The following is a 23,139-nucleotide window of genomic DNA, read 5'->3' on the forward strand; positions in this document are numbered from 1 at the left end:
ATATACGGAATTTTGCTTGCTTTATGAGGTACATTAAATGGAGAACAGGGGACAGGGAACAGGGAATGGACGTTATATCCTTGAGAGTCCCACTTGTTATCATTTCAAAAATTGGTCAAATGTCAAGTTAAGGTAGGGTTAATTTCTGGTTAAGTGAGTTTAAGGTTTAATCCTGTTTGATTTTTATAGCGTTTCTAAAAAGGGAGGAATGGGACAATCTAAGAGAATAATAACGGTGCGTAGGAGTTCTGCTTCTTTAATATTGACTTGATGATTAAATAATACGGTGTGGGCGCAACCTTCGACAATGGCTTGTTTTAATTTTGGGGTTGTATTCATTAGCCGTCTTAGACTGCGGCGAATACTGATAATATTGGTGGGAATGAGTCGATCGGGAAGTGTTTTTTTAGGGCCATCAGGGAATTGTTGTAATCCCGATCGCAAAGCCTGAATTGCTTGCTGTTCATCCGGATGTCCGACTTTGGCTAATCCTGACAAAATTACTAGACAATCATTCCAAATTTCAGGGAGGGTTGTTGATAGGGTTTTGGGGTTACGAGTGGGATGGAAATAGGGGGCGAGACGATGGAGTAAAATGACTTGTAAAGTGTATTCGGATAAGGATAGTTTTCCGTCGGCATCAATGAGGGTTTGCACTTGTTGACTGAGATGTTGATAAGAGTCAATGGATAAATTTCTGAGGATAGGAATGGTTAAGTCAATGAGGGGTAAACGGTAGCGAGGATTTAAGTCTTGAAAATAGGGGAAAATCTGCCAGAGATGATCGAGAAGTTCTGGGGATTCGGTGGCTCTAAGATGGCTGATTTGGCGCTCCTGGATAGTTTTATCTTTTGTGTTTAATAACAGTCCATAAATTAGGGCTTGGGAACCGGGTTCAGATTTGAGGGCGGTTTTAATGGCTTCTGGAAGTTGGAAAAGTAAGGATTGGGCATAGTTGAGATGGGCGCGATCGGTTGTACCAATTTCAGTAATAATGGATTCGGGGTTGGCGTGGATGGTAGTAGATTGTAATTGAGAGATTTCTGGGGTTTCTAAAGTTGCGGTAAGTTGCCTTTCTGGTGGGGAAATATCCTCGGATAATGTGCCCACAGGTAGATTTTCCAACCGTTCAATGCGTTCGCTCAAGGGGGGATGGGTGGCGAAGAAGCGGTGATTGAAGTTGCGGATGGCTTCGCCAAAAAATAAGTGGCTGGCTTCTTCGGCTGTGGGGGTTTTGATTTTTGAGCCGTCTTTTAGGTTTCCTATGGTACGCAAAGCGCCGGAAAGTCCGAGGGGATTGCGGGTGAATTGAACGGCGGAAGCGTCGGCTAGAAATTCTCTCTGACGGGAGATGGCGCTTTTAATCATTCTGCCGCAGAGAAAGCCGATATATCCGATGCCTAAAAGGGCTAAACCGGCGATTACGAGTAGTCCTTGTTTTTTGCGCTTTACTGTGGGGCCATCACTGATCAATCGTAACATGGTGCGCCCTAAAATATGAATGAGTAAGATGCCTTGAACGATTCCGATCAGATATAAATTGAGCCGCATATCGCCGTAAATAATATGACTAAATTCATGGGCAATTACGCCTTGAAGTTGATCTCGTGATAGCTCCTGTAAGCACCCTTTTGTTACGCCAATGACGGCATCGTTAATGGTAAATCCGGCGGCAAAGGCGTTGATTCCGGGTTCATGATCGAGGAGGTAGACGGGGGGAATGGAGGTTCCGGAGGCGATCGCCATTTCTTCGACGACATTCAGCAGTCGTTGCTCCAATAGATCGGTGGTGTTCGGTTGCACCAAACGCCCGCCCAGACTGAAGGCTACGATTTTCCCTCCCGATCGCAATTGCAGGATTTTGTGGCCGCTGCCAAACCCGACAACCAGCAATACACCGATGGTAATAAGGATGAGTAATTCCGGTGAAATGAGCGATCGCCGGGTTTGCAACTCCATGTACGTGATGATGGCTACCACAGAATACAGAGCCAGAATCATCCCCATAATGGCGATCGCAAACAAGAAAATCAGATAAACCGTTTTCCGCCTTGCCTGCTCTTGATGCTCAAAAAAGTTCATCGTTTTCTAAAAAGAAATAGTAGGTGCATTTTTCACATCAGGATCAGTTTCTTGCAGCAACTGCGCCGCCCGAAAATTAAACATACCTGCAATCATATTACTCGGAAAAACTTCCCGCTTCGTATTGTAGAGAGTCACCCCATCATTAAACGCCTGACGAGCAAAAGCAATCTTATTTTCCGTCGATCGCAACTCTTCCATCAACTGAGCCATATTTTGATCCGCCTTCAAATCTGGATACGCCTCAGCTAAAGCAAACAATCGCCCCAAAGAACCCGTCAGCACTGCCTCTGCACTACCTAAAGTCTGCATCGCAGTTGGATCGCCCGGTGCTTGAGAAGCCTGAGAAGTCGCCGTTACCGCCGCATTTCTCGCTTGAATCACCGCCTCTAGGGTTTCCCGTTCATGCTTCATGTACCCCTTCACCGCTTCCACCAAATTCGGAATCAAATCATGACGGCGACGCAACTGCACATCAATTTGAGCAAAGGCATTCTCATAGCGATTGCGTAACTTAACCAAAGAATTATAAGCCTCAATGACAATAGAAGCCACCAGAGCCACCAACGTCCCCAGAACAGCTAGGGTAAGGAGTATTTGTGCCATAATATAAAAACTCTTTTAGATCAAATTATATCAAAGTCAACCTCAACTCTTCAAGCTATTTTTTTCAACTCCAAAGCCACATGATTCAACTGTTGAATACTCTCATTAATCTGGGTTAGGGCACTGGCATTATGATTTGCCCCGGCATTGATCTGGGTAATAGACTCGATGAGCTGTTCTACACCAATCAACTGTTGTTTTAAGTTTAGAGTGATTTGCTGGTTGCTATCAATAACATCAGTTACAGACTTTTTTACCTCTTCAAAGGTGTGGCTAGTATCCTGAGTAATCGTGAAACAACTTTGCACACTCTCTTGACCTTTTTGACTCATTTGAGTCGTTCCAGTAATAGATTTTTGAATTTCCATAATCAAATCATTGATATTTACCGTAGACTCTCGACTTCGATATTATTCATGATTATCTGACCTTTTCTGGACTTCACTAATTGCCATAACTCTTCTTCTTTTCCCAATCTTTTCAGTTGGATAGTCTCTCCTAATTCATCGTTTTTTTGCTCAGATAATTTTTTAAGATTTTGTAAATTGATAATCTGCTGTGGGTTATCAGCCACTAGGTCTTCTAAAATTGCCCACTCACTGTTTATGTTTTGAGTTGACCAGTTGTAGTGTTCTAAAAATATTTCATCACCTGTATAAATAAACCCTCGTTGACCGGTTTCAGCCTCTAGGAGATTGGTTTCAATATTTTTTAATCTAATTTGCACACCATAAGTATGGAGTACCCAATGTTGACTTTGTTCTACAAAATGATTGGTATAATTGGAGACAACAGCACTCAGTCCAACAGTACCGAGAATGACTCCAAAGCCAATGACTAAAACTTGTTTAATATTCATTGAACAAAATTAGTCCTATCTCTGAATGAAATGATTTAAGCCCATTTTAGCTTATTGCTATCTTCGTGGGCTAAACTGAAAGAGTGAATCAAAAAGAGTGCGTCATTATACCCAAAATTTTGGCTTGAAATTTGGAGAATACTCAATGAAACTTATACCCAAATCAACTGGGTTATTCACCCTTAGCGCCCTAACTTTAAGCAGCCTAACGTTCACTGCTCCGGTCTCTGCTCAAACTCTAGGATTTCCCTGTCGGGATAACCAAATTTGTCCCGCTTTCAATATCTTGCTACAAACAACAGAAGTTTTTACCCACACTTGTCCGCCTGTGTCTGACAACCCGCAAGACTATGCCAATTATTTAGGCAAATGGATCGATCAAATTCCCCAAATTCAAGCTCAGATTAATTCCTTAAACCAGAATAATTCTTATACTTCGCCATTACCTGCTTCACCGAATCAAGTGGCTAATTTTCTCAATGCTTGGGTGGATATTGCCAGAATTGCCCAAACTCAAGCCAACCGCATTGAGCAACATCTAGACAATTGCCCTTCTCGTCTTCCTGCCCTCCCGGATGGTTCTACCCTGCCTGCTATTTCCACGGAGGCTGAATTTCCGAAAGTCTGTCCGTTCGATCCTTATACTTTAACTTGGAAGTGTTAGGGGATCTTTCCACTCTAGCGCGTAGGGCTATACCAAGCTGATATCCTGAAAGATGACCTTTAAAGATAGGGCTGTATTACGATGTTAATCCTGATGGAAGCTGGATCATTTCCTCTCGCCTTTACTCTGGTTTATGTGGTGGGATTTATTGCTGCGGTAGTGATTGGTTCGATCGCCTGGTATAACTCTAAGCGTCCCGCCGGATGGGAGGATGCGGAAAAACCGGACTATATTCCGGACGTGAATAAAGATAACAAAGATTCTTAAATCGACTCTTAGCTTAATTGCAAGCGTGCCATAAAAAAGCCATCCATCTGATGACGGTGGGGCCAAACTTTAATCCAGCCTTCGGGGGTGGATAAAGGGGCTAGGGGGGAGGGCGATAAGGCTCCGCATTGCTGAAGCGATTGCACCGGCACAATACTCCATTGAGAGTTCTGGTCTAAAAAGCGGCTTATCACCTCCTCATTTTCCTGGGGGTCAAGGGTACAAGTGGAGTAGACCAAAATTCCCCCTGGTTTCACCCAAGAGGCGGCTTTTTCGAGCAGTTCTTGCTGTAGCACCGATAACTGCTCGATCGCCTCTGGAGACTGTCGCCACCGGGCATCGGCATGACGGTGGAGCGTCCCTAAGCCGGAACAGGGAACATCCATTAAGACGCGATCGCCTTTTCCCGTAAAATCGGCCATCTCCCGCAGATCTCCCACACGGGTTTTAATGCTGTGTAAATCGAGACGTTGGGCATTTTGGATCGCTTTCTTCAACCGCGAACCCTGGCGATCGCATCCCCAAATTGTACCGCGATCGCCCATTAACTCCGCTAAATGAGTCGTTTTACCCCCAGGAGCAGCACAGCCATCAATCACCACCTCCCCCGGTTGCGGATCGAGCAAATACCCCACCAATTGGGCGCTACAATCTTGGATACTCCACCATCCTTGCTCAAAACCGGGCAACTGCTGCACCGCGCCCACTTTTTTCAATAATCGCAACCCTTGGGGAGAATAAGGTAAGCGCTCCACCGGAATATCTGCCTCCTGAAACGCCTTTTCCACTTCTTCTACCGAAACTTTATGGATATTAACCCGTAGATCCAGCGTTGGAGGACGGTTAAACCACTCACATAACTGTTCTGTTTCCGTTTCTCCCAGTTGGGTTAACCATTTTTCCACGATCCAATCTGGGTAACTATGAAGAGTGCCCAACCGTTGCGCGACTGGATCGGGCAACTTCAGGGGATCGCCAGGTGACCTCATATACTGGCGCAATACCCCATTCACCACCCCCGACAAGCCTCGCAAACCATTATTTTTCGCCAACTCCACCGTCGTATGCACTACCGCAGGCGCTGGGATTTGATTCAAATAGTGCAGTTGATACAATCCCAGATGAAAGATTAACCGTAAATCCGCCGGTTGTTCCTCAATCGGTTTACGGGCAAACTGACTAATGAGGGCATCGAGCGATCGCCTCCTTCGCACCACCCCATAAACCAACTCCGTCACCAAACCCCGGTCTACCGCCGCCAATTTCGCCCCACTCAACCCCCGATGTAAGGCGACATCCGTATAAGTATCTTGGCGATCGATCTCCTTGAGAATGGCAAAGGCAACTTGACGAGCATTGGCGTTAGGCATATCAACTTTTCTCAGACTGACTTATTAATGATAGGGGTTAGAAGCGATTTTAGGGAAGTCATTAGTCAAAAAATCTTCAGTTCACTAGAGTCTCAATTTTAGTATCTCCCATAGTCTATAATAATATGCAATCGTCTCAATTCCCGTCCCTCAATATGGAGTCAATCTCATGGTTCAAAAGATTGCCCTTTTTAATCATAAAGGTGGAGTCAGCAAAACCACCACTACATTTAATCTAGGTTGGATGCTGGCTGAGAAAGGGAAAACCGTCATTCTCGTTGATACCGATCCTCAATGTAACTTGACCGGCATGGTTTTGGGAGAAGGAACAGAAGAGAATCAACAGAGAATTGCCGCCATTTACCAAACCCCTTCCAATATCAAAACTGCTTTAGCCCCCGCTTTTGAATCACAGCCCAAACCCATTGAAGCCGTCGATTGTATTCCGGTGCAAGATCGAGAAAGATTATTTTTATTGCCGGGTCATGTTGGCTTGGCTGAATATGAAGTAACGTTAGGCATTGCCCAAGAACTAAGTGGTTCAATTCAAGCTCTTAAAAATTTACCAGGCTCGATTACAGAGTTATTAAACAAGACCGCAGAAAAGTATCAAGCTGATTACATTTTGATTGACATGAGTCCCAGTTTGGGATCGATCAATCAGAACTTATTGATGACCAGTGATTTTTTTATTATTCCCACAACGGCAGATTTCTTTTCAGTCATGGCCATTGATTCTTTAACGAATGTTTTACCTAAATGGTATAGTTGGGCTAAAACCGCCAGCTCCCTCCCCATTCTCAAAGAAGCGGTTTATCCCTTTCCAGAGGTGCATCTGAAATTTTTAGGAATTATTGTCCAAAATTATCGCATTATTAGGGGTACAGAAACGGCAGCTTTTCAAAACTGGATCGAAACAATAGAAGAAAGTGTTGCTCAAAAAATGATTCCAGTCTTAGACCGTAATAATATGATTATTACAGGCAGCAGGAATAATACAGAAGATAATTTTGTACTGATGAAAATACCGGACTTTAATAGTCTAATTGCTTTATCTCAAGAACATCAAACACCGGTTTATGCCTTAACAGCAGAGCAGTTAAAATCCGCTCATTGGTATGGTCGAGTTTTGGACAAAGCCCAAGAAAAACAAAATGAATTTAGATCAAATTTTTCAAAATTGGCTGATAAAATAATCACTCGTACTTCTCCTGCCCATGCAATCAGCGCTTGATCAATTCCGGATTAGCATTGCCCGTGTTCGCGATTTGATTTCTATTCATAATTCTGTTAAAGCACAATCCACTGCTGCTCTAGATTTATCCGATATTTTGAGAGCAACTTTAGTGTTGACAGTGAGTGCTTTAGACTATTATATTCATGAAGTAGTCACCCTAGGCATGATACAGATCCATCAAGGACAACGTGCTGAACCTCAAGTCCCACCCAATAGTTCTCAGTCTGCTTTTTCACGGTTTCAGGTATCCTTGGGTGGGGCACGACAAGAACGAATAATCATCAACGATATTGCCTCTTGGTTAGAGAATGAAATCCAGCAAAGTCAAGGTTCATTCTTTTTGCAGCAATCTTATACAGTATCTTCCTTATTGCGTATTCTATCGAGTAGCCTGGTGAATAAACTGAATCGTAGTTCTTGGCTAGAAGATGAAATTCGCCAGCAACTCAGTTACAAAAGTTATCAGCAACCAGAAAAAATTGCGGATGGGATCAGACTGATTTCAGACAAGAAGCTATGGGATGAGGTATCAGTTAAGTTAGGACGATCGGCAAAAGATATCAAGCAACAACTGAGCTTAATTGTGGATCGGCGCAATAAAATTGCCCATGAAGCGGATATTGATCCGAGTTTTGGTATCGGGAATCGCTGGCCAATTGATGAAATCATGGTGAGCGATGCGGTTAATTTTGTTGAACAAGTGGTTGAAAGCATTCATCAAATATTATAATTTTTGATTATGTGGGAGATTGAATCTGAGGAAATAAAACCCGGTCGGATTATCCAATATCGCATCCGTAGCGGTGATAGTTATCTGTGCGTTCAAGAAGTTTTAGAACTTTGGCAAGATAATCCTGATTTTCGCTTATTCTATAGCCGCATACTCGCCGATCGCCCCTTTACTGCCTTTCGCTGGGAAACTCCCCCTTGCACCTGGGCAACCCGCGATCGCCTCTTTGAATATGTGCTGATTGATCAACCCAGTTTATGCCGTCCTCCCGATCCGGATGCATTTAAGACCTATTTTGATTCAGCCTCCCCTGAGCAAACCATGGTTAGTTTCCCCAATCTGAGCGGGGATGCTCATTTAATTGTGCCCTGTGCGATCGCCTCTGACTCCGTTTATGTTCACTTAGCCGCCTTTGTGCGAGAGGCTCCAGAGTCTCAACAGCACCAATTATGGGCAACCGTAGCCAGGGAAATGACGGCTCAGTTGCAGCGATCGCCCCAAATACCAATTTGGTTAAATACTGCTGGCATGGGGGTTCCCTGGCTCCATATTCGCCTGGATTCACGACCAAAATACTATAGCTACACCCCCTATAAGTTCAATTAACAATTAATAAAACATCCCCCGGTTCATACCGGGGGATGGAATCAATGGATATAGCTAATTGAGATTGGAAGGGACAAACTTAACGCTTGTTTGTTCTACGCAATTGAGTCGCGCCCAAGCCGAGTAACATTAAACCAGCCAGAGCAGAGGGTTCGGGGACATCAACAGGGTCTTCAAACTCAGAAATGGTGGTTGCATTGCGATCGCTCGCTGAAGTCCGTACCCCATATTTTTCTTCCAAGACTTGTTCCTGAGCATCTGCTTGAGCCACAATCTCTTGGCGCATACCGGCGAGAATACCTTGAATCTCTTGCTCCAAATCCTTACGCATTTGTTTTTGTGCATTGCGTTCTGCAATCACTTCCTTGCGACGTGCGTTCGGTTCTACCATCGCTTCTTCATTGGCCACATAGGTGGGATTGTCAGCACGGATTTGATTAATCAGGCTGCCATACGCCCGGTTTGCCGTTTTCCAGTCCTCCTGAGCGGTGGCTAAAGCCTCAGTTCCGTAGTCATTCTCAATCTTCTGGATTTCCTTGTTGGCATTCTTGATCTCATCTTGGAGGAACTTGCGGTATTTCTCATCCTTGGTGTTCCAGGTGGGGTCGTTGACTTCCCTAGCATTGAGTTCAGCAATCTTGGCTTCGGTTTCTGTGATGTCGTCAAGATACCCTTGGCGCTTGTTGGCTGCGTTCCTGACCTCTAAAGCCGCTTGCCGGTTGCCCCAGATTTCATCAAAACCAGGAGTGTCTGCACGAATGGCTTTGTTCTCTTCGTGATGGTCTTTGATTTCTTCGCGCCAGATCCGCCGTTGTTCTGCCTGGAGGCGATCGTACTCATCGTCAATTGCCTGGAAGTCATCATCCCAAATCCATTCCACACCCAGTTGTTCGGCTTGGTCGGGTAGGGGGAGAGGTTGGGTTAAAGCCTTGAGATTGAATTCAAAGGCAATCACCTCTGTTCCTGCATTGTCAAATCCAGAATCATTAAATCCTAAAGTATCTAAACGAGTGGAGTCAACAAAGGAAAATCCATCATTGTAGGCGCGGGTTCCTTGACCGATGACATTGTATCCTGGCCCAGTGGTATTGTAGTAGGGGTTATTGCCACCGAGTTCATTGGATTCGATATCTCCGAAGAAGTTGGTTACATCAGAGTCAACTAAATCCATGTAGTTGCCATAGGTGCGGTGACCAAAGTTGTGCATTCCCACCCCTTGAGCGGTGACACTGTTATAAACACCAACTTCAGGAGCATTAGAATCATTGGCTTGGGAGAAGTTAATGGCAAAGAGGTTACCGGAGTTTTGCGCTTCTTCAAAGGTTTGGTTCCCCGCAGTGAAGAAGAGGTCACCCCAGGCAATGGTGTTACCACTGCGATCGCTTCCTTCTCCATCAATGCTTGTGTTTCCAGTCATGACGACAACAACTTTTCCATCCTCGGTTACCGTGGTAGCCATCCCTCGCATGTCGTATAGGGGGCCGTCTGTGTTATCTCCCACTGCATCTTGGGTGAATTGCCATCCATTGATTTTTCCTTGTCTCTGATGGGCCATACCATCATTATTACAATCGAGGAAAATGCTGAACGTTCCGCCTAATGTGCCAGCTTGTGCGGGAGAGGTGAAGAGGGTTGCTAAACCGAGGGTAGCGACTGTGCCGAGAAAATGAGTTGTTGTATTGCGTGCCATGATCAATGCTCCTAAAACTGTATTTGTTGCTGGCGATCGCCATCTACATTTGACGTGAGATGATATCTTGGTATTTGACTCCCTATTTCTCAGAGTAATTTAACTCAACCGCTTCCGTAAATTGTCGAGAATACCGAATTTAGGTTAAAAGAAGTGTGAAGCTTACAGAGCAGTTCTAGGGCACTCTTCAATAACTCCTGTACAAATACTGACTTTTGATCAGGGATTCATCAATGTATTGCCGATTGGGTTACTCTTTATAGATAATTCACAGTAGAGGTAATCTGGAAAATTCTATGAGTCAGTCTCCTATTGGTATCGGCATTGTGGGCACAGGATTTGGGCAAAAAGTCCATATTCCCGCTTTTGAGCATCACCACCGCACTCAAGTGGTAGCCGTGTATCACCGAGATCTCGCTACCGCTCAAAAGATCGCCAGCCAACATCAAATTCCCCATGCTGTGGATACCGTAGAGGCGATCGCCAATTTACCAGAAGTAGATGCCGTTAGCATTTCCACCCCGCCCTTCCTACACTACGAGATGGCGAAAACCGTTTTGGAAGCCAAAAAACATCTCTTACTGGAAAAACCCACCACCCTATCTGTTGAATCAGCCCAAGAACTTTATCAACTCTCCCAAGCTCAAGGGGTAGTCGCAGCCATGGATTTTGAATTTCGCTTTGTCCCAGCCTGGCAACGGTTTCAAGAACTTTTAGCTGATAACTATGTCGGTGAAAAACGCTTCATCAAAATTGATTGGCTCGCTCCCTCACGCTCCGATCCGAATCGTCCTTGGAATTGGTATTCCCAAAAAGAGAAAGGAGGCGGCGCATTAGGGGCGATCGGTTCCCATACCTTTGACTACATTGCCTGGCTCTTTGGAGACATCAAGCGCCTATCCGCTCGTTTGAGTACCGCGATTTCCGAGCGCCCCGATCCGACAACGGGGGAACTCAAACCGGTAGACGCAGATGACACCGGTTTACTGATGCTCGAACTCGCGGATGGTACACCCTGTCAAGTTTCCCTCAGTTCCATCGCCTATCAAGGACGGGGGCATTGGGTAGAAGTCTATGGCGATCGCGCTACCCTAATTTTAGGCAGTGCCAATCAAAAAGATTATATCTATGGCTTTACCCTGCAAGGAGCCAAATTTGGCGAACCCTTGAGCGAACTAGAAATTCCCCAACGGCTAGAATTTCCCCAAACCTACCCCGATGGACGCATTGCCGCCTTTATGCGCGTCGTTGATGCTTGGGTAGACAGCATCGAAAATCCTTCTGCTCCACCGACTGTTCCCACCCTCAAAGAAGGAGTATACTCCCAACTGTTGATGGACTTAACCCATCAATCTCATACCAGTAACCGTTGGGTTGAGGTTCCTCACGACTAAGAACCGGTTTTGTATTCAGTCACTAAACTCAAGCTTTCCCAAGCGCCTTGGCGATCGTAGTTACGAATGAGCCGTAGGCGCTCCGTCGGGGAAATCAGCCATCCCACTTCCAAAAAGAAGGGTTTTCCAGATTCCAGGCTCACTGGGCTAGTAGTTGAACCCCCATCAGGAAGTAAGAGAACTTGCACCGGTTGATATCCTCCCGAAAATTCTAATCTAGACCCCTCTAGGATTGCCGTTGAGGTCAGATTAAAATCATTACTGTTCAGGGTTTGAGTGATTTCATTCCCCTCTCGCGAGAGAGTCAGGGTGCTTTGGGTTTCGTCTGGGGGGCGCAGATCTCGATAGAGGGTGATGACTTCCCCTTCCCAGGTTCCTAAGAGTTGCTCGACGGTTAAGGGGGGACGTTCGGGAATCGTTGTCCCTCGGAGTTTTTCCCGAATCAGGGTAATTTGGTCAAGGTAACTTTTTTGATAGAGAATCACGAAGCGGAGGCGGCGCTGTTGGTGGATAAAGCCAAATTCACCCCCAAAAGTAGCAAAGGGGTTATAGTGGGCACTGCCTTGGGAAAAATGCCCATCGTCGAAGAAGAGAATATTGCGATGGAGAGTTTTGTATTCGAGTTCGAGCATGGGGGGTGGAGTTTCCCCAGGGGGAAATCGTTGCACGGTTTGGTAAACGGTTTGGTTGTTATCTCTGCCTTCGAGGGTAACGACGGTGGGGGTATCTTTTTCCAGGATGCCTAGGGGTGAGAATTGGGTAAAGGAACCGTCCCAAATGCCGAGGTTTTCTAAGAGATTTTGCCACTGCGATCGCATAATTTAAGGAATGGGGAATAGGGAATAGGGAATAGGGAATGATTAATTGGTGACATTCCCACAGACTTGGGGCAGTTGTGCGCCATTCACACAAGCTTGTTCTGCCATGGCTGCGGCTACTGCGTCAAATACAGGAGTTGCCCATTGAGCAGCTCTTTCCCAAGATCCGACTTTAGCCATAATTTCCCTGGCTTGGGCCACTTCTAGAATGGCAACATGGGGATTATATTCGGCTGCTCGCTCAATCAGGGGATGCCAGGCTAGGGAATGCCCTTCGCGATCGCTTTTTCCTCCCCTTACTCTAGGGCCAATGTTGCGTAACCCTTGCTGTTGATAAAAGGGTTGCAGTTTGGCTTGAATGCGATTTTCCCATTGGCGATCGCGCTCATGCAACCCAGTCACTAACATTTGTGCCCCCGGAAACGGATTAGCCTCACTGACGACATGGGCATCAGCAGTTAAAATTAGGGTCTGCACATTACGGTTCCCTTTATGGACACCAGCGATATAGTGTTCTAAGGCTTGAAACCCGTCGAGATTTTCGCCATACATTTGAATCGTGGGAACCAGGACATAAAATCCAAGGGCGGTTAACCGTTGATAAAGTTCATTAGCAGTCACCGTATTCCAATAGAGTCCCACATGGTAATCCTCAACTTTGGCTCCCGGTTGCATGGAGTTAGCGGTATACTGAATCGGTAAAATGGCGATGGGTTGGTTGGTGTTGATGCGAATGGGGGCAACATCCGCATGAGTCCAGTTTTTACCCGTGTAGTTATATCGCACGCGATAAATACCTTGCCCCGCTTCAAATCTATAGTTGCGCCCATCCTCCATAACGGTGACTTCGGGAGTTAGGGCGAAGGTGGAGGTTTGGGCTAGGGAGGGGAGTCCATAGGATAGGCTTAAAACTAATGCCATGCCCAAGGTTTTGGATAAGACACTCATGAGATTAATTCACAGTTGATGATTAACAATGGGTTTCAGGGCGTTCAGTTCCATGGGTTTGATCGACAAACTCAATTTTAGGCAATAGTTGAGAATACTCGTCAATATTTACCCGATCCGCAGAATTCAGGCTGGCTTGTTGCAGTTCAGTCAGTAAAGTTTTGCTTTGTATGAGCAGTTGGCGAATGTCTAATCCTGCGTAGTCCGGTTGATAGCGACTCAAGCGGCCGATCCCTTCACCGAGTAATATCATTGCCCCCCGTAAATTTTGATTGCTCAGATGATAAATACCGACCGCAAGTTGTAGGATGCCTTGATAAAGGGTGCGTTCCGGTTCCGAGGCTTCGAGCCAAATGGCTTCTAGGGTATCATGACAGGCATAAAATTCTTGTTGGTTAAATTGTTCAATGCCGTGCCAAAATTCAGGGGGCAGAGGATCGGACATAGGTTGGGTCTTCTATGATAGGTCTTCAGATTCTTCTTAATCGAGATATTCTTGAATCTCTTCTAGATTATTATGACTGGAGGCGATCGCCATCGAACAAGACCAACTACTCGGTAACATGGCTGGCCATCCTTTGCGAATCGCTTCCGGACAAATAGCATGAATCGTCAATTGACAATCAATCATCTGTACCCCGGTTTTCGAGGCTTGTTTTAAGCTGTGTTTAAGAATCGCATCATTCTTAAATTCTAGGGTCTGGTTGCACTGAACGCAGACAATGTGATGATGATGATGGGGGTAGGGATGATTCAATTCGTAATGTTTATGACCTTCTGCCAGTTCCAATTCCCGAATAATCCCCATCCTGGCCATCAGTTTGACCGTGCGATAAATCGTCGATAGGCTAATCCGCTCACCCCTCTGTTTCAGAAGATCGTGGAGTTCTTCGGCACTCAGATGGTTTCCCCTGGGAAGATTCTGAAAAACATGCAGAATCGTTTCCCTCTGCGGGGTTAAGCGCCAACCTTTAGAATTCAGTTCAGCCTTGAGAGAGGTAGGAGTATAGAGAGACATGGGGAATTCTCAACAATAGTGCTGTTTTCACAATTATAAAGCGCGAATTACTGATTTGCAAAAAAACAATTTTATTGAGAATAATTCTAGTTTATGAGTCCCCGTATCTTCAGACCGAGGACTCCTGAATAGCCCTAAGCGCTTTTCACCTCGTCTTGGGATTCTGGTAAAGTCAAGATTTCTACGCCATTCTCCGTAACGGCGATCGTATGTTCAAACTGGGCCGAGAGCTTGCCATCTTTGGTCACTGCCGTCCAATTATCCTCTAAAACCTGCGCTTCATAAGTGCCTTCATTAATCATCGGCTCAATAGTAAACACCATCCCCTTACGCAACCGTTTCCCCTTACCCCGTACCCCATAATGAGGAACCTGGGGAGCCGTATGAAACTCACGATTAATCCCATGACCGACAAAATCGCGCACCACAGAAAAGCCATGACCTTCCGCATACTCTTGAATTGCTGCGCCAATATCCCCAATTCTGCCCCCCGGTTTCACTGCCGCAATCCCGCGCATCATACATTCATAGGTCACTTCCACCAACTTTTTAGCAACCGGTGAAGGAGTCCCCACAAAAAACGTTCGCGAGGTATCCCCATAATAGCCATCCAGAATCGGAGTCACATCGATATTAATAATATCCCCATCTTTCAGTTTTTGTTTGCTGTTGGGGATACCATGACAAATCACCTCATTCACACTGGTACAAATGGATTTGGGAAACCCATGATATCCCAAAGGCGCACTAATGGCTCCATGTTCGCGAGTCCAGCGTTCAGCTTCATCATTTAATTCTAAAGTGGTTACTCCCGGTTGCACCATGGGCGCTAAGTGATCCAGTAACTGGCTGGCTAAGATTCCGGCTTGGCGCATTTTGTCGATTTCGCGCCGCGATAATAATACGATTGTTTCGCTTCCCATGTTTCTAAGATCTCAAAGGTCATCAAGCTCTTCACTCTTTATCCATCATACGGGAATGGGGAAATGGGGAGATGACTGATTAAGGCTCTGGTTTAGAATAAGGGGAATTTGGCTCACCCAGATAATGTAGCAGGTATCATGATGATCGCCTTAACTGAAGAACAAACCCAAGTGTTAACGTTGCTAGTCAAACAAGGACGGTATGCTTCATTGCAAGAGGCCCTGGATGCGGCCTTAATGCTTCTGGTTGATGAAACTGAATTAGAAGAACTAGAGGACAATCCCCAATACTTACAATGGTTAGAACACACTCGACAAAAGCTAGAAGAAGGATTGGAGCAGTCAAAACGAGGGGACGTATTGGATGGAGAAACCGTTATTGCTAAACTTCGACAGAAAGTCTTATCAGCTAGAGAGCAGGAACAATGAGCCGTTTAAGAATTACGGTTGGGGCAAGCCGGGATTTAGAAGAAATTTCTGATTATTTTTTGGAAAAGAGTTTAGATGCAGGCGATCGCTTTGTTGAGGGGTTTCATCGCAAATGCCAGCAATTGAGTAAGTTTCCTTATTCAGGACGTTCTTACGCTCATATGAAGCCCGGATTACGAGGCACTCCGTTGATGGGGTACATCATCTTCTATCGAGTGATGGAAGACGGTATTGAAATCGTGCGTGTGATGAGTGGTTATCGTAATTTGTCGGATAGCTTGGAAGAATAGATTTCGATCGCTCTATACCCTGCCCACCCTACAACTCACATTTCAAAGGATAGGAGAGATCTACCCTTCGACTCCGCTCAGGACACAGGCAGAGCGGAATTATGAGAATTATGTTAAAAAATGTCAAATTGTTACGAAATTTACAGTTTTTTGTTTTTCTTTATAATTGTGGGCTAATCTAGAGCTATAAGGTTGAATTAACACCATACATAAGAGGTAAACTCTGATGATGAACACCTCAGTTAAGATGCCCCAGCCTCCAACTCCGGCCCATATTTGCCCGATGGATCGCACCTGTAGTTACTTACAGCAAGCCGGTTCTGAACTTAATATCGATCCGGGTATTCTGGTGGTTTTGGAAAATCCCCGCAAAGTGGTAACGGTTTCGATTCCTGTTAAGCTTGATACCGGAGAAGTGCAGGTTTTAGCCGGACACCGAGTCCAACATTGCGATGTTCTCGGCCCTTACAAAGGGGGAACGCGCTATCATCCCTCCGTCACCTTGCAGGAAGTCTCATCTTTGGCCATGCTGATGACCTGGAAATGTGCCTTACTGGGGATTCCCTACGGCGGAGCTAAAGGCGGTATTGCTATTGACCCGAATCAATATAGCGTGGGTGAGCTAGAGCGGATTACTCGCCGCTATACCAGCGAACTGATTAAGGATATTGGCCCGGCTGTTGATATTCCGGCTCCCGATATGGGGACTTCGGCGCGGGAAATGGCTTGGATGATGGATACCTATTCCATGAATGTCGGTCATGCGGTTCCCGGAATTGTCACGGGTAAACCCCTGTCTGTGGGCGGTTCTAAGGGACGGAAACAGGCAACTGGTCGAGGAGTGATGATTGTGGTGCGGGAAGCTTTGGCGCAACAGGGGAAACCCTTGGCGGGTGCTTCTGTGGTCATTCAAGGCTTCGGTAATGTGGGTAGTGCGGCTGCTCTGTTACTCCATGAAGCAGGGGCTAAAGTGTTAGCAGTTTCTAATGTTTCCGGTGGCGTGTTTGCCGAAAATGGTTTAGATATTCCTGCACTCTATAAGCATGTGGTTGAACATCATGGCCATATGGGTAACTTCCCCGGTGGCGAACTGATTAGTAATGAGGAACTGCTAACTTTGCCCTGTGATGTGCTGATTCCAGCAGCTCTGGAAAATCAGATTACGGAAGACAATGCGGCTCAGATTCAGGCACAAATTGTGGCAGAAGCGGCAAATGGCCCGGTGACGCTGGTTGCAGATCAACTGTTGCAAAGTCGCGGTATTACGGTTTTACCGGATATTTTGGCTAATGCCGGTGGTGTGGTGGTTAGCTATCTGGAATGGGTACAAGGCCAGTCCTATGTATTTTGGGATGAGGAACGGGTAAACCAGGAGATGGAAGGCTTGATGGTACGGGCGTATCATCGGGTTTATGAAGAGTCTCAAAACCGTGGAATTCCGTTACGGTTGGCGGCGTATACCTTGGGTGTGGGTCGTGTGGCTCAGGCTTTGAGCGATCGCGGTTTATATCCGTAATTGAGTTTGGTTTTTCTGTTACAAATCAGCAACATTCTCTTGTCTCATTGACAATTTGTTTGCTAGAATTGAGATAATCCATTTTGAAATTGCTTTTTAACATTCAGGGATCAATTTTTCCCACTTTTTCATCCCATTCTATTTTCAGGTAAAGATTCCCGGTAGGGGTGGCACTGCTTCCCACTCTCTACCCCCCTTAATTCATTTTTGGAATCTTTATCTCTTTGATTCAATTTACCTCTTTGATTCGATAGGCGAAGATCCCCCCAACCCCCCTTAAAAAGGGGGGCAGTAAAAGTCCCCCCTTTTTAAGGGGAGGCAGTAAAAGTCCCCCTTTTTAAGGGGAGGCAGTAAAAGTCCCCCTTTTTAAGGGGAGGCAGTAAAAGTCCCCCTTTTTAAGGGGAGGCAGCGAAAGTCCCCCTTTTTAAGGGGAGGCAATAAAAGTCCCCCTTTTTAAGGGGGGGCAATAAAAGTCCCCCTTTTTAAGGGGGGGCAATAAAAGTCCCCCTTTTTAAGGGGGGGCAATAAAAGTCCCCCTTTTTAAGGGGGATTTAGGGGGATCGATATGTGTCGCAGAGCAGAGCAACGTGCTGTAACTGTTGCCTGTTGCCTGTTGCCTTTTGCCTCTATTATTCCAGTTTTTGGAGAGATTAAAAAAATGTTAAAAACTGTTGCTTTAACAAATGCTTATACCCAAGAAGCTAAAGCCAAGGCTTTGGTGTTGTGGAAACAAAATGCCTTGATCCTTTGGTTCGATCAAGTCGGTTTAAATGATATTGGCTTAGTTGGCGGTAAAAATGCGTCGTTAGGAGAACTGATCGGTCAGTTAACGCCCAAAGGGATTAATGTGCCCCAAGGATTTGCCATTACGGCCCATGCTTACCGTTATTTTATCTCGTCGGCGGGGTTAGAGCCGCAACTGCGGGAACTGTTGACAGATTTGGATGTGGAGAATGGGCCATTGTTGCGTCAGCGAGCAGCTAAGGCGCGATCGCTCATTCTCAATACTAAATTCCCGAAAGACATCGAAATGGCGATCGCCGTTGCCTATCAGCGCTTAGGAGAACTCTACGGTAAAGATCCCGATGTAGCAGTGCGCTCTTCAGCCACCGCAGAAGATTTACCCGATGCCAGTTTTGCCGGTCAACAGGACACCTATCTGAATATTTCTGGCTTAAATGAGGTCATTAAAGCGGTTCATCGCTGCTTTGCGTCCCTGTTTACCGATCGCGCCATTTCCTATCGCACCCATAAAGGCTTTGACCATTTTGAGGTCGCCCTCTCTGTAGGCGTGCAAAAAATGGTACGCTCTGACCTAGCGACTTCCGGGGTGATGTTCTCCATTGATCCAGAAACGGGATTTAAGAACACCGCTCTGATTACGGCTGCCTATGGGTTAGGAGAAACCGTGGTGCAAGGATCGGTAAACCCGGATGAATATTTGGTGTTTAAACCCACATTGCGCGAAGGATTCAAGCCGATTTTGCAGAAACGTCTGGGTCGTAAGGCGATTAAAATGGTCTATCGTGAGGATGGCAACCATGCGACGAAGATTGTGCCGGTTCCTTGGATGCGGCAACAACAGTTTGCCCTCAGTGATGAGGAAATTCTCAAGCTCGGAGATTGGGCTGTGATGATTGAGGATCATTACTCTAAATTGCGGCAAACCTATACCCCGATGGACATTGAATGGGCCAAAGATGGGAAAACCGGGCAGTTGTTTATTGTGCAAGCACGGCCGGAAACGGTGCAGTCCCAGAAGTCGAGCCAAGTTTTACGCCATTATCAGTTGCAGGAACAGGGCGAGCTGTTGGTGCAAGGTCGAGCCGTGGGAGAGGCGATCGCCTCCGGCCCCGCACGGGTGATTCTGGATGTGTCGCAAATCGATCAATTCCAGTCCGGGGAAGTGCTGGTCACCCATCGCACCGATCCCGATTGGGAGCCAATCATGAAGAAAGCGAGCGCGATCGTCACCAATACCGGGGGACGCACCTGCCACGCCGCCATTATTGCTAGAGAAATGGGCATTCCCGCCGTTGTCGGGTGCGAAAAAGCGACCGAGCGGTTAAGTAATGGTCAGGAAATTACCGTCTCCTGTGCCGAAGGGGAACAGGGCAATGTTTACTCCGGTTTGTTACCCTTTGAAGTGCAGGAAACGGTGTTAAATGATTTACCTCGAACCCGCACGCAGATTCTCATGAACGTGGGCAACCCAGAGGAGGCATTCCGGTTATCAGCCATACCCTGTGATGGAGTCGGTTTAGCTCGTTTAGAGTTCATTATTGCCAATCAAATTAAGACCCATCCCTTAGCGCTCCTTCACTTTGACGACCTCGAAGATGCCGACGTAAAGGCGGAAATTGAGGAGCTGACGGCACACTATCCCTATAAACCCGACTTCTTTGTGGATCGGTTAGCCTATGGTATGGGGGCGATCGCCGCCGCCTTTTATCCCCATCCCGTCATTATCAGGCTTTCCGACTTCAAGAGCAACGAATACGCCAATCTTTTAGGCGGTCGTCAATTTGAACCCCAGGAAGAAAACCCCATGATTGGCTGGCGCGGAGCCTCCCGCTATTACGACCCCCAATATCGGGAAGCCTTCGCCCTAGAATGCCAAGCCTTAAAACGGGTTCGCGATGACATGGGATTGGTGAATGCTATCCCCATGATTCCCTTCTGTCGGACTCCAGAAGAAGGGCGCAAGGTGTTAGCAGAAATGGAAAAACATGGACTGAAACGGGGTAAACATGGCTTGCAAGTTTATGTCATGTGCGAGTTACCCAGCAACGTGATTTTAGCCTCCGAATTTGCCCAAGTCTTTGACGGGTTTTCCATTGGTTCCAATGATTTAACCCAACTCACATTAGGTTTAGACCGGGATTCCGGGTTAGTTGCGCCCTTATTTGACGAACGCAATGAAGCCGTTAAACGGATGGTGAAAATGGCCATTGAAACCGCAAAAGCCGAAGGTCGAAAAATCGGCATCTGCGGTCAAGCACCGAGTGATTATCCAGAATTCGCCCGCTTTTTAGTCGAGTTAGGCATTGATTCGATTAGTTTGAATCCGGATTCAGTGTTGAAGACAATGTTGGATATTGCCGAACTGGAGCGCGGATAATTTAGCGGGTTAATCCATGGTGGGGGCGGGTTAATGCATTATTACCAATTTTTGTAGGGGCGGGTTATACCCAAATCTAGAACACCCACCCATCAATTCCCTAAACCTGCCCCCACCCCTGTCTAGAAACCCGGTTTCTTCAAGAAACCGGGTTTCTGGTCTTCGCCGGAATCAATCAATTGCCGCCCCTTGTCATCATTTAACCAAAATGGTTGGGATGGGCGGGTTTACGTTATTGATCTGTGGGTGTCCTAGATTTGGGTATAACCCGCCCGTACGAATTAATCAATATTCCCTATTCTTGTAGGGGCAAGTTTAACCGTATCCCTCATTTCCCATCCATAACTTCGTTAAACCTTCAACGACAAACCAATTCGTTTTAACTTCTCATTCACCTCCAAAACCCTCACCTTCACCACCTGTCCCACCTTGACAATATCCTTGGGATCGCTCACAAAACGATCCGCCATTTCAGAAATATGAATTAATCCATCTTGGTGTACCCCAATATCCACAAACGCGCCAAAGTTCACCACATTCGATACCACCCCCTCTAAAATCATCCCCTCTTTTAGGTCTGTAATCTCATTGATGCCCTCTCTAAACGTCGCATATTCAAATTTGGCTCTAGGGTCGCGTCCCGGCTTCTGAAGCTCATTCACAATGTCTTTGAGCGTTGGTAATCCGATCGCCTCCGTAATATAGTTTTCCAAGCGAATTTTACTCACCCGATCCGCAATTTCTCCAACTCTCGCCAACGGCAAATTCAGATCCTGTACCATCTGCTCCACAATGCCATAACTCTCTGGATGCACCGCCGTATTATCCAACGGATTCTCACCCTCACGAATTCGCAAAAACCCCGCCGCTTGTTCAAACGCCTTCGGCCCTAACTTCGGCACTTTCAGCAACTGACGACGATTCTTAAACGCCCCATTTTCATCCCGGAACTTCACCACATTCTTGGCAATGGTGGGCGTAATTCCCGACACAAACGACAACAACTGCATCGAAGCCGTATTTAAATCCACCCCCACATAATTCACGCAACTTTCCACCGTTTCGTCTAACTGTTTTTTCAGCAATTTCTGATCCACATCATGCTGATATTGCCCCACGCCAATCGATTTCGGGTCAATTTTCACCAATTCCGCCAACGGGTCTTGCAACCGCCGACCAATACTAATTGCACCCCGCACCGTCACATCTAAATCGGGGAATTCCTCCCGCGCCAAATCACTAGCCGAATAAATCGAAGCCCCCGATTCATTCACCATCACCTTAATCGGTTTGCGCTCTAAATTTTGCAACACTTCGGTCACAAATTGATCCGTTTCGCGGGAAGCCGTACCATTACCGATCGCAATCAACTCAATGCTATACTTCCCAATCAGCTTAACGATAACCTGGGCCGCCTCCTGCCGTTTCCGCTCTCCCTGGTGGGGAAAAATCGCCTGATACTCCAGAAACTTCGCCGTCTCATCCAACACCGCCACCTTACACCCCGTGCGAAATCCGGGGTCAATCGCCAGCGTCGGCTTCATTCCTGCTGGAGGAGAAAGCAGCAGCTCCCGCAGATTCGTTTCAAAGGTTTGGATAGACTCAATATCCGCCGCCAATTTACACTCACTGCGAATATCCGAGGTTAAAGACGGCTTCATCAAGCGATTAAAGCTATCCTCAATCACCCCCTGAAACCAGGGACGCAACACCCGGTTACGGGTACGGAGAATCTGGCCTTCTAAGGTCTCTAGGATTTTATCGCGATCGCAGTCCAAATCCAGCTTCAAAACCTTCTCCGCCTCTCCCCGTAACAAAGCCAACCAATTATGAGCCGCAATTTTGCTCACTGGAGCGCTATAATCGCGATACATCTCATATTTTGTCGTTCCCTCCGGATAATCCTTCTTAATTTGAGAAACAAACGCCCCCGTTTTCATCATCTGTTCCCGCACTTGCGCCCGCAAAGTCGCCGTTTCCGCCATTTGTTCGGCAAGAATATCACCCGCTCCTTTGAGCGCCTCTTCCACCGTCTCCACCCCTTTTTCTGCATTTAAATAGGGTTGAGCCAACTCCTCTAAAGACGAAACCGAACCTTGGGATGTATTCAAGTCTTGCAGCAATTGCGCCAGGGGTTCGAGTCCCTTTTCCTTCGCAATAGTAGCGCGAGTTCTGCGCTTCGGTTTATAGGGCAGATACAGGTCTTCCAGTTCCGTTTTCTGCTCACAGTTCTCAATTTGCGCTTTTAGCTCATCCGTCAGTTTTCCTTGACTCTCAATCGACTCTAAAATCGTCTTTTTCCGCGCTTCCAGTTCCGAGAGATAGAGAGAGCGGTCAGCAATTTCCCGCAACTGCACTTCATCGAGCGATCCCGTTCTTTCCTTCCGATAGCGAGCAATAAAGGGAATCGTCGCCCCTTCTTGCAGCAATTGCAGCACATTCTCCACTTGAGAGAGATTGAGGTTTAATTCTTGGGCAATTTGTCGCGGAATTTGTAGCATGATTCATTCACAATACTATTTTTAATCAATTTTTGCATAGACCAGATTTTGCCCTCTCCCTGTATCCCTC

Annotated in this window: 22 protein-coding genes; 10 read left to right on the forward strand and 12 right to left on the reverse strand. The window is 46.4% G+C overall.

Translation table 11 applies throughout. The features are described 5' to 3' along the window. Positions 1-183: 183 nt before the first annotated feature. Genes PMG71_RS03865 through PMG71_RS03880 form a run of 4 tightly spaced genes read right to left on the reverse strand, consistent with a single transcriptional unit; the run spans position 184 to position 3,547 of the window. Complete coding sequence (locus tag PMG71_RS03865) at positions 184-2,082, reverse strand: M48 family metallopeptidase (RefSeq protein ID WP_283752326.1); 1,899 nt, start codon at positions 2,080-2,082, stop codon at positions 184-186. A 6-nt stretch (positions 2,083-2,088) separates the two neighbouring features. Beyond that, the gene (locus PMG71_RS03870; protein ID WP_283752327.1) at positions 2,089-2,688 is read right to left on the reverse strand and encodes a LemA family protein; all 600 of its coding nucleotides are present in this window, start codon (positions 2,686-2,688) and stop codon (positions 2,089-2,091) included. A 50-nt stretch (positions 2,689-2,738) separates the two neighbouring features. Further along, positions 2,739-3,056, reverse strand: coding sequence for a hypothetical protein (locus PMG71_RS03875; protein WP_283752328.1), 318 nt, complete (start codon positions 3,054-3,056; stop codon positions 2,739-2,741). A gap of 17 nt (positions 3,057-3,073) precedes the next feature. Next, positions 3,074-3,547 (reverse strand): CHASE3 domain-containing protein, encoded by a 474-nt coding sequence (locus PMG71_RS03880; protein ID WP_283752329.1) that lies wholly within the window; start codon positions 3,545-3,547, stop codon positions 3,074-3,076. A 145-nt stretch (positions 3,548-3,692) separates the two neighbouring features. Here PMG71_RS03880 and PMG71_RS03885 point away from each other — a divergent pair, with 145 nt between their 5' ends. Then, positions 3,693-4,211 carry a hypothetical protein gene (locus PMG71_RS03885; protein ID WP_283752330.1) on the forward strand — a complete coding sequence of 173 codons (519 nt, stop codon included), beginning with the start codon at positions 3,693-3,695 and terminating at the stop codon, positions 4,209-4,211. Between the two features lie 81 nt (positions 4,212-4,292). Further along, positions 4,293-4,478, forward strand: coding sequence for a photosystem II assembly protein Psb35 (gene psb35, locus PMG71_RS03890; protein WP_283752331.1), 186 nt, complete (start codon positions 4,293-4,295; stop codon positions 4,476-4,478). A gap of 8 nt (positions 4,479-4,486) precedes the next feature. Here the strand turns inward: psb35 and PMG71_RS03895 are convergent, their stop codons facing one another. Beyond that, positions 4,487-5,848 carry a 16S rRNA (cytosine(967)-C(5))-methyltransferase gene (locus PMG71_RS03895; RefSeq protein WP_283752332.1) on the reverse strand — a complete coding sequence of 454 codons (1,362 nt, stop codon included), beginning with the start codon at positions 5,846-5,848 and terminating at the stop codon, positions 4,487-4,489. Between the two features lie 169 nt (positions 5,849-6,017). Between PMG71_RS03895 and PMG71_RS03900 the strand changes: the two genes are divergently transcribed. From PMG71_RS03900 to PMG71_RS03910, 3 genes are read left to right on the forward strand one after another with little or no spacing between them, the layout of a single operon-like run. Continuing rightward, the gene (locus PMG71_RS03900; protein ID WP_283752333.1) at positions 6,018-7,082 is read left to right on the forward strand and encodes a ParA family protein; all 1,065 of its coding nucleotides are present in this window, start codon (positions 6,018-6,020) and stop codon (positions 7,080-7,082) included. Beyond that, positions 7,066-7,815, forward strand: coding sequence for a HEPN domain-containing protein (locus tag PMG71_RS03905; protein WP_283752334.1), 750 nt, complete (start codon positions 7,066-7,068; stop codon positions 7,813-7,815). The genes PMG71_RS03900 and PMG71_RS03905 overlap by 17 nt, the downstream gene beginning before the upstream one ends. A gap of 9 nt (positions 7,816-7,824) precedes the next feature. After that, complete coding sequence (locus PMG71_RS03910; protein WP_283752335.1) at positions 7,825-8,421, forward strand: DUF6940 family protein; 597 nt, start codon at positions 7,825-7,827, stop codon at positions 8,419-8,421. A gap of 79 nt (positions 8,422-8,500) precedes the next feature. On the opposite strand, the gene PMG71_RS03915 is transcribed toward PMG71_RS03910, so the two are convergent. Next, a complete protein-coding gene (locus tag PMG71_RS03915) occupies positions 8,501-10,111 on the reverse strand; it encodes an XDD3 family exosortase-dependent surface protein (RefSeq protein ID WP_283752336.1) in 1,611 nt (536 codons plus the stop codon). 296 nt (positions 10,112-10,407) lie between these two features. Between PMG71_RS03915 and PMG71_RS03920 the strand changes: the two genes are divergently transcribed. Continuing rightward, positions 10,408-11,505: a Gfo/Idh/MocA family protein gene (locus PMG71_RS03920; protein WP_283752337.1), complete on the forward strand. Its 1,098-nt coding sequence runs from the start codon at positions 10,408-10,410 to the stop codon at positions 11,503-11,505. Here PMG71_RS03920 and PMG71_RS03925 read toward each other — a convergent pair. The 5 genes from PMG71_RS03925 to map all read right to left on the reverse strand — a co-directional run bounded on the left by PMG71_RS03925 (position 11,502) and on the right by map (position 15,212). Next, a complete protein-coding gene (locus tag PMG71_RS03925; protein WP_283752338.1) occupies positions 11,502-12,323 on the reverse strand; it encodes a DUF3598 family protein in 822 nt (273 codons plus the stop codon). The two genes, PMG71_RS03920 and PMG71_RS03925, sit on opposite strands and share 4 nt — an antisense overlap. A gap of 42 nt (positions 12,324-12,365) precedes the next feature. Further along, complete coding sequence (locus tag PMG71_RS03930; RefSeq protein ID WP_283752339.1) at positions 12,366-13,271, reverse strand: hypothetical protein; 906 nt, start codon at positions 13,269-13,271, stop codon at positions 12,366-12,368. Between the two features lie 22 nt (positions 13,272-13,293). Further along, entirely contained in the window at positions 13,294-13,716 is a 423-nt protein-coding gene (locus PMG71_RS03935; RefSeq protein ID WP_283752340.1) for a DUF309 domain-containing protein, read from the reverse strand. A gap of 36 nt (positions 13,717-13,752) precedes the next feature. After that, positions 13,753-14,289, reverse strand: coding sequence for a Fur family transcriptional regulator (locus PMG71_RS03940; protein ID WP_283752341.1), 537 nt, complete (start codon positions 14,287-14,289; stop codon positions 13,753-13,755). Positions 14,290-14,423: 134 nt separating this feature from the next. Beyond that, a complete protein-coding gene (gene map, locus PMG71_RS03945; protein ID WP_283752342.1) occupies positions 14,424-15,212 on the reverse strand; it encodes a type I methionyl aminopeptidase in 789 nt (262 codons plus the stop codon). Positions 15,213-15,350: 138 nt separating this feature from the next. Here map and PMG71_RS03950 point away from each other — a divergent pair, with 138 nt between their 5' ends. The 4 genes from PMG71_RS03950 (at position 15,351) to ppsA (ending at position 20,568) form a co-directional block, all read left to right on the forward strand. Then, positions 15,351-15,641 (forward strand): hypothetical protein, encoded by a 291-nt coding sequence (locus tag PMG71_RS03950; protein WP_283752343.1) that lies wholly within the window; start codon positions 15,351-15,353, stop codon positions 15,639-15,641. Then, positions 15,638-15,931 carry a type II toxin-antitoxin system RelE/ParE family toxin gene (locus PMG71_RS03955; protein ID WP_283752344.1) on the forward strand — a complete coding sequence of 98 codons (294 nt, stop codon included), beginning with the start codon at positions 15,638-15,640 and terminating at the stop codon, positions 15,929-15,931. Before PMG71_RS03950 ends, PMG71_RS03955 begins: the two co-directional genes overlap by 4 nt. A gap of 226 nt (positions 15,932-16,157) precedes the next feature. Continuing rightward, positions 16,158-17,447 carry a Glu/Leu/Phe/Val family dehydrogenase gene (locus PMG71_RS03960; RefSeq protein WP_283752345.1) on the forward strand — a complete coding sequence of 430 codons (1,290 nt, stop codon included), beginning with the start codon at positions 16,158-16,160 and terminating at the stop codon, positions 17,445-17,447. A 658-nt stretch (positions 17,448-18,105) separates the two neighbouring features. Further along, positions 18,106-20,568: a phosphoenolpyruvate synthase gene (ppsA, locus tag PMG71_RS03965; protein ID WP_283752346.1), complete on the forward strand. Its 2,463-nt coding sequence runs from the start codon at positions 18,106-18,108 to the stop codon at positions 20,566-20,568. Between the two features lie 350 nt (positions 20,569-20,918). Here ppsA and PMG71_RS03970 read toward each other — a convergent pair whose 3' ends face one another. Continuing rightward, positions 20,919-23,069, reverse strand: a complete 2,151-nt coding sequence (locus tag PMG71_RS03970) for a Tex family protein (RefSeq protein WP_283752347.1) — start codon at positions 23,067-23,069, stop codon at positions 20,919-20,921. Positions 23,070-23,139: the final 70 nt, after the last annotated feature.

The sequence above is a fragment of the Roseofilum acuticapitatum BLCC-M154 genome, from assembly GCF_030068475.1.
Classification (GTDB): Bacteria; Cyanobacteriota; Cyanobacteriia; order Cyanobacteriales; family Desertifilaceae; genus Roseofilum; species Roseofilum acuticapitatum.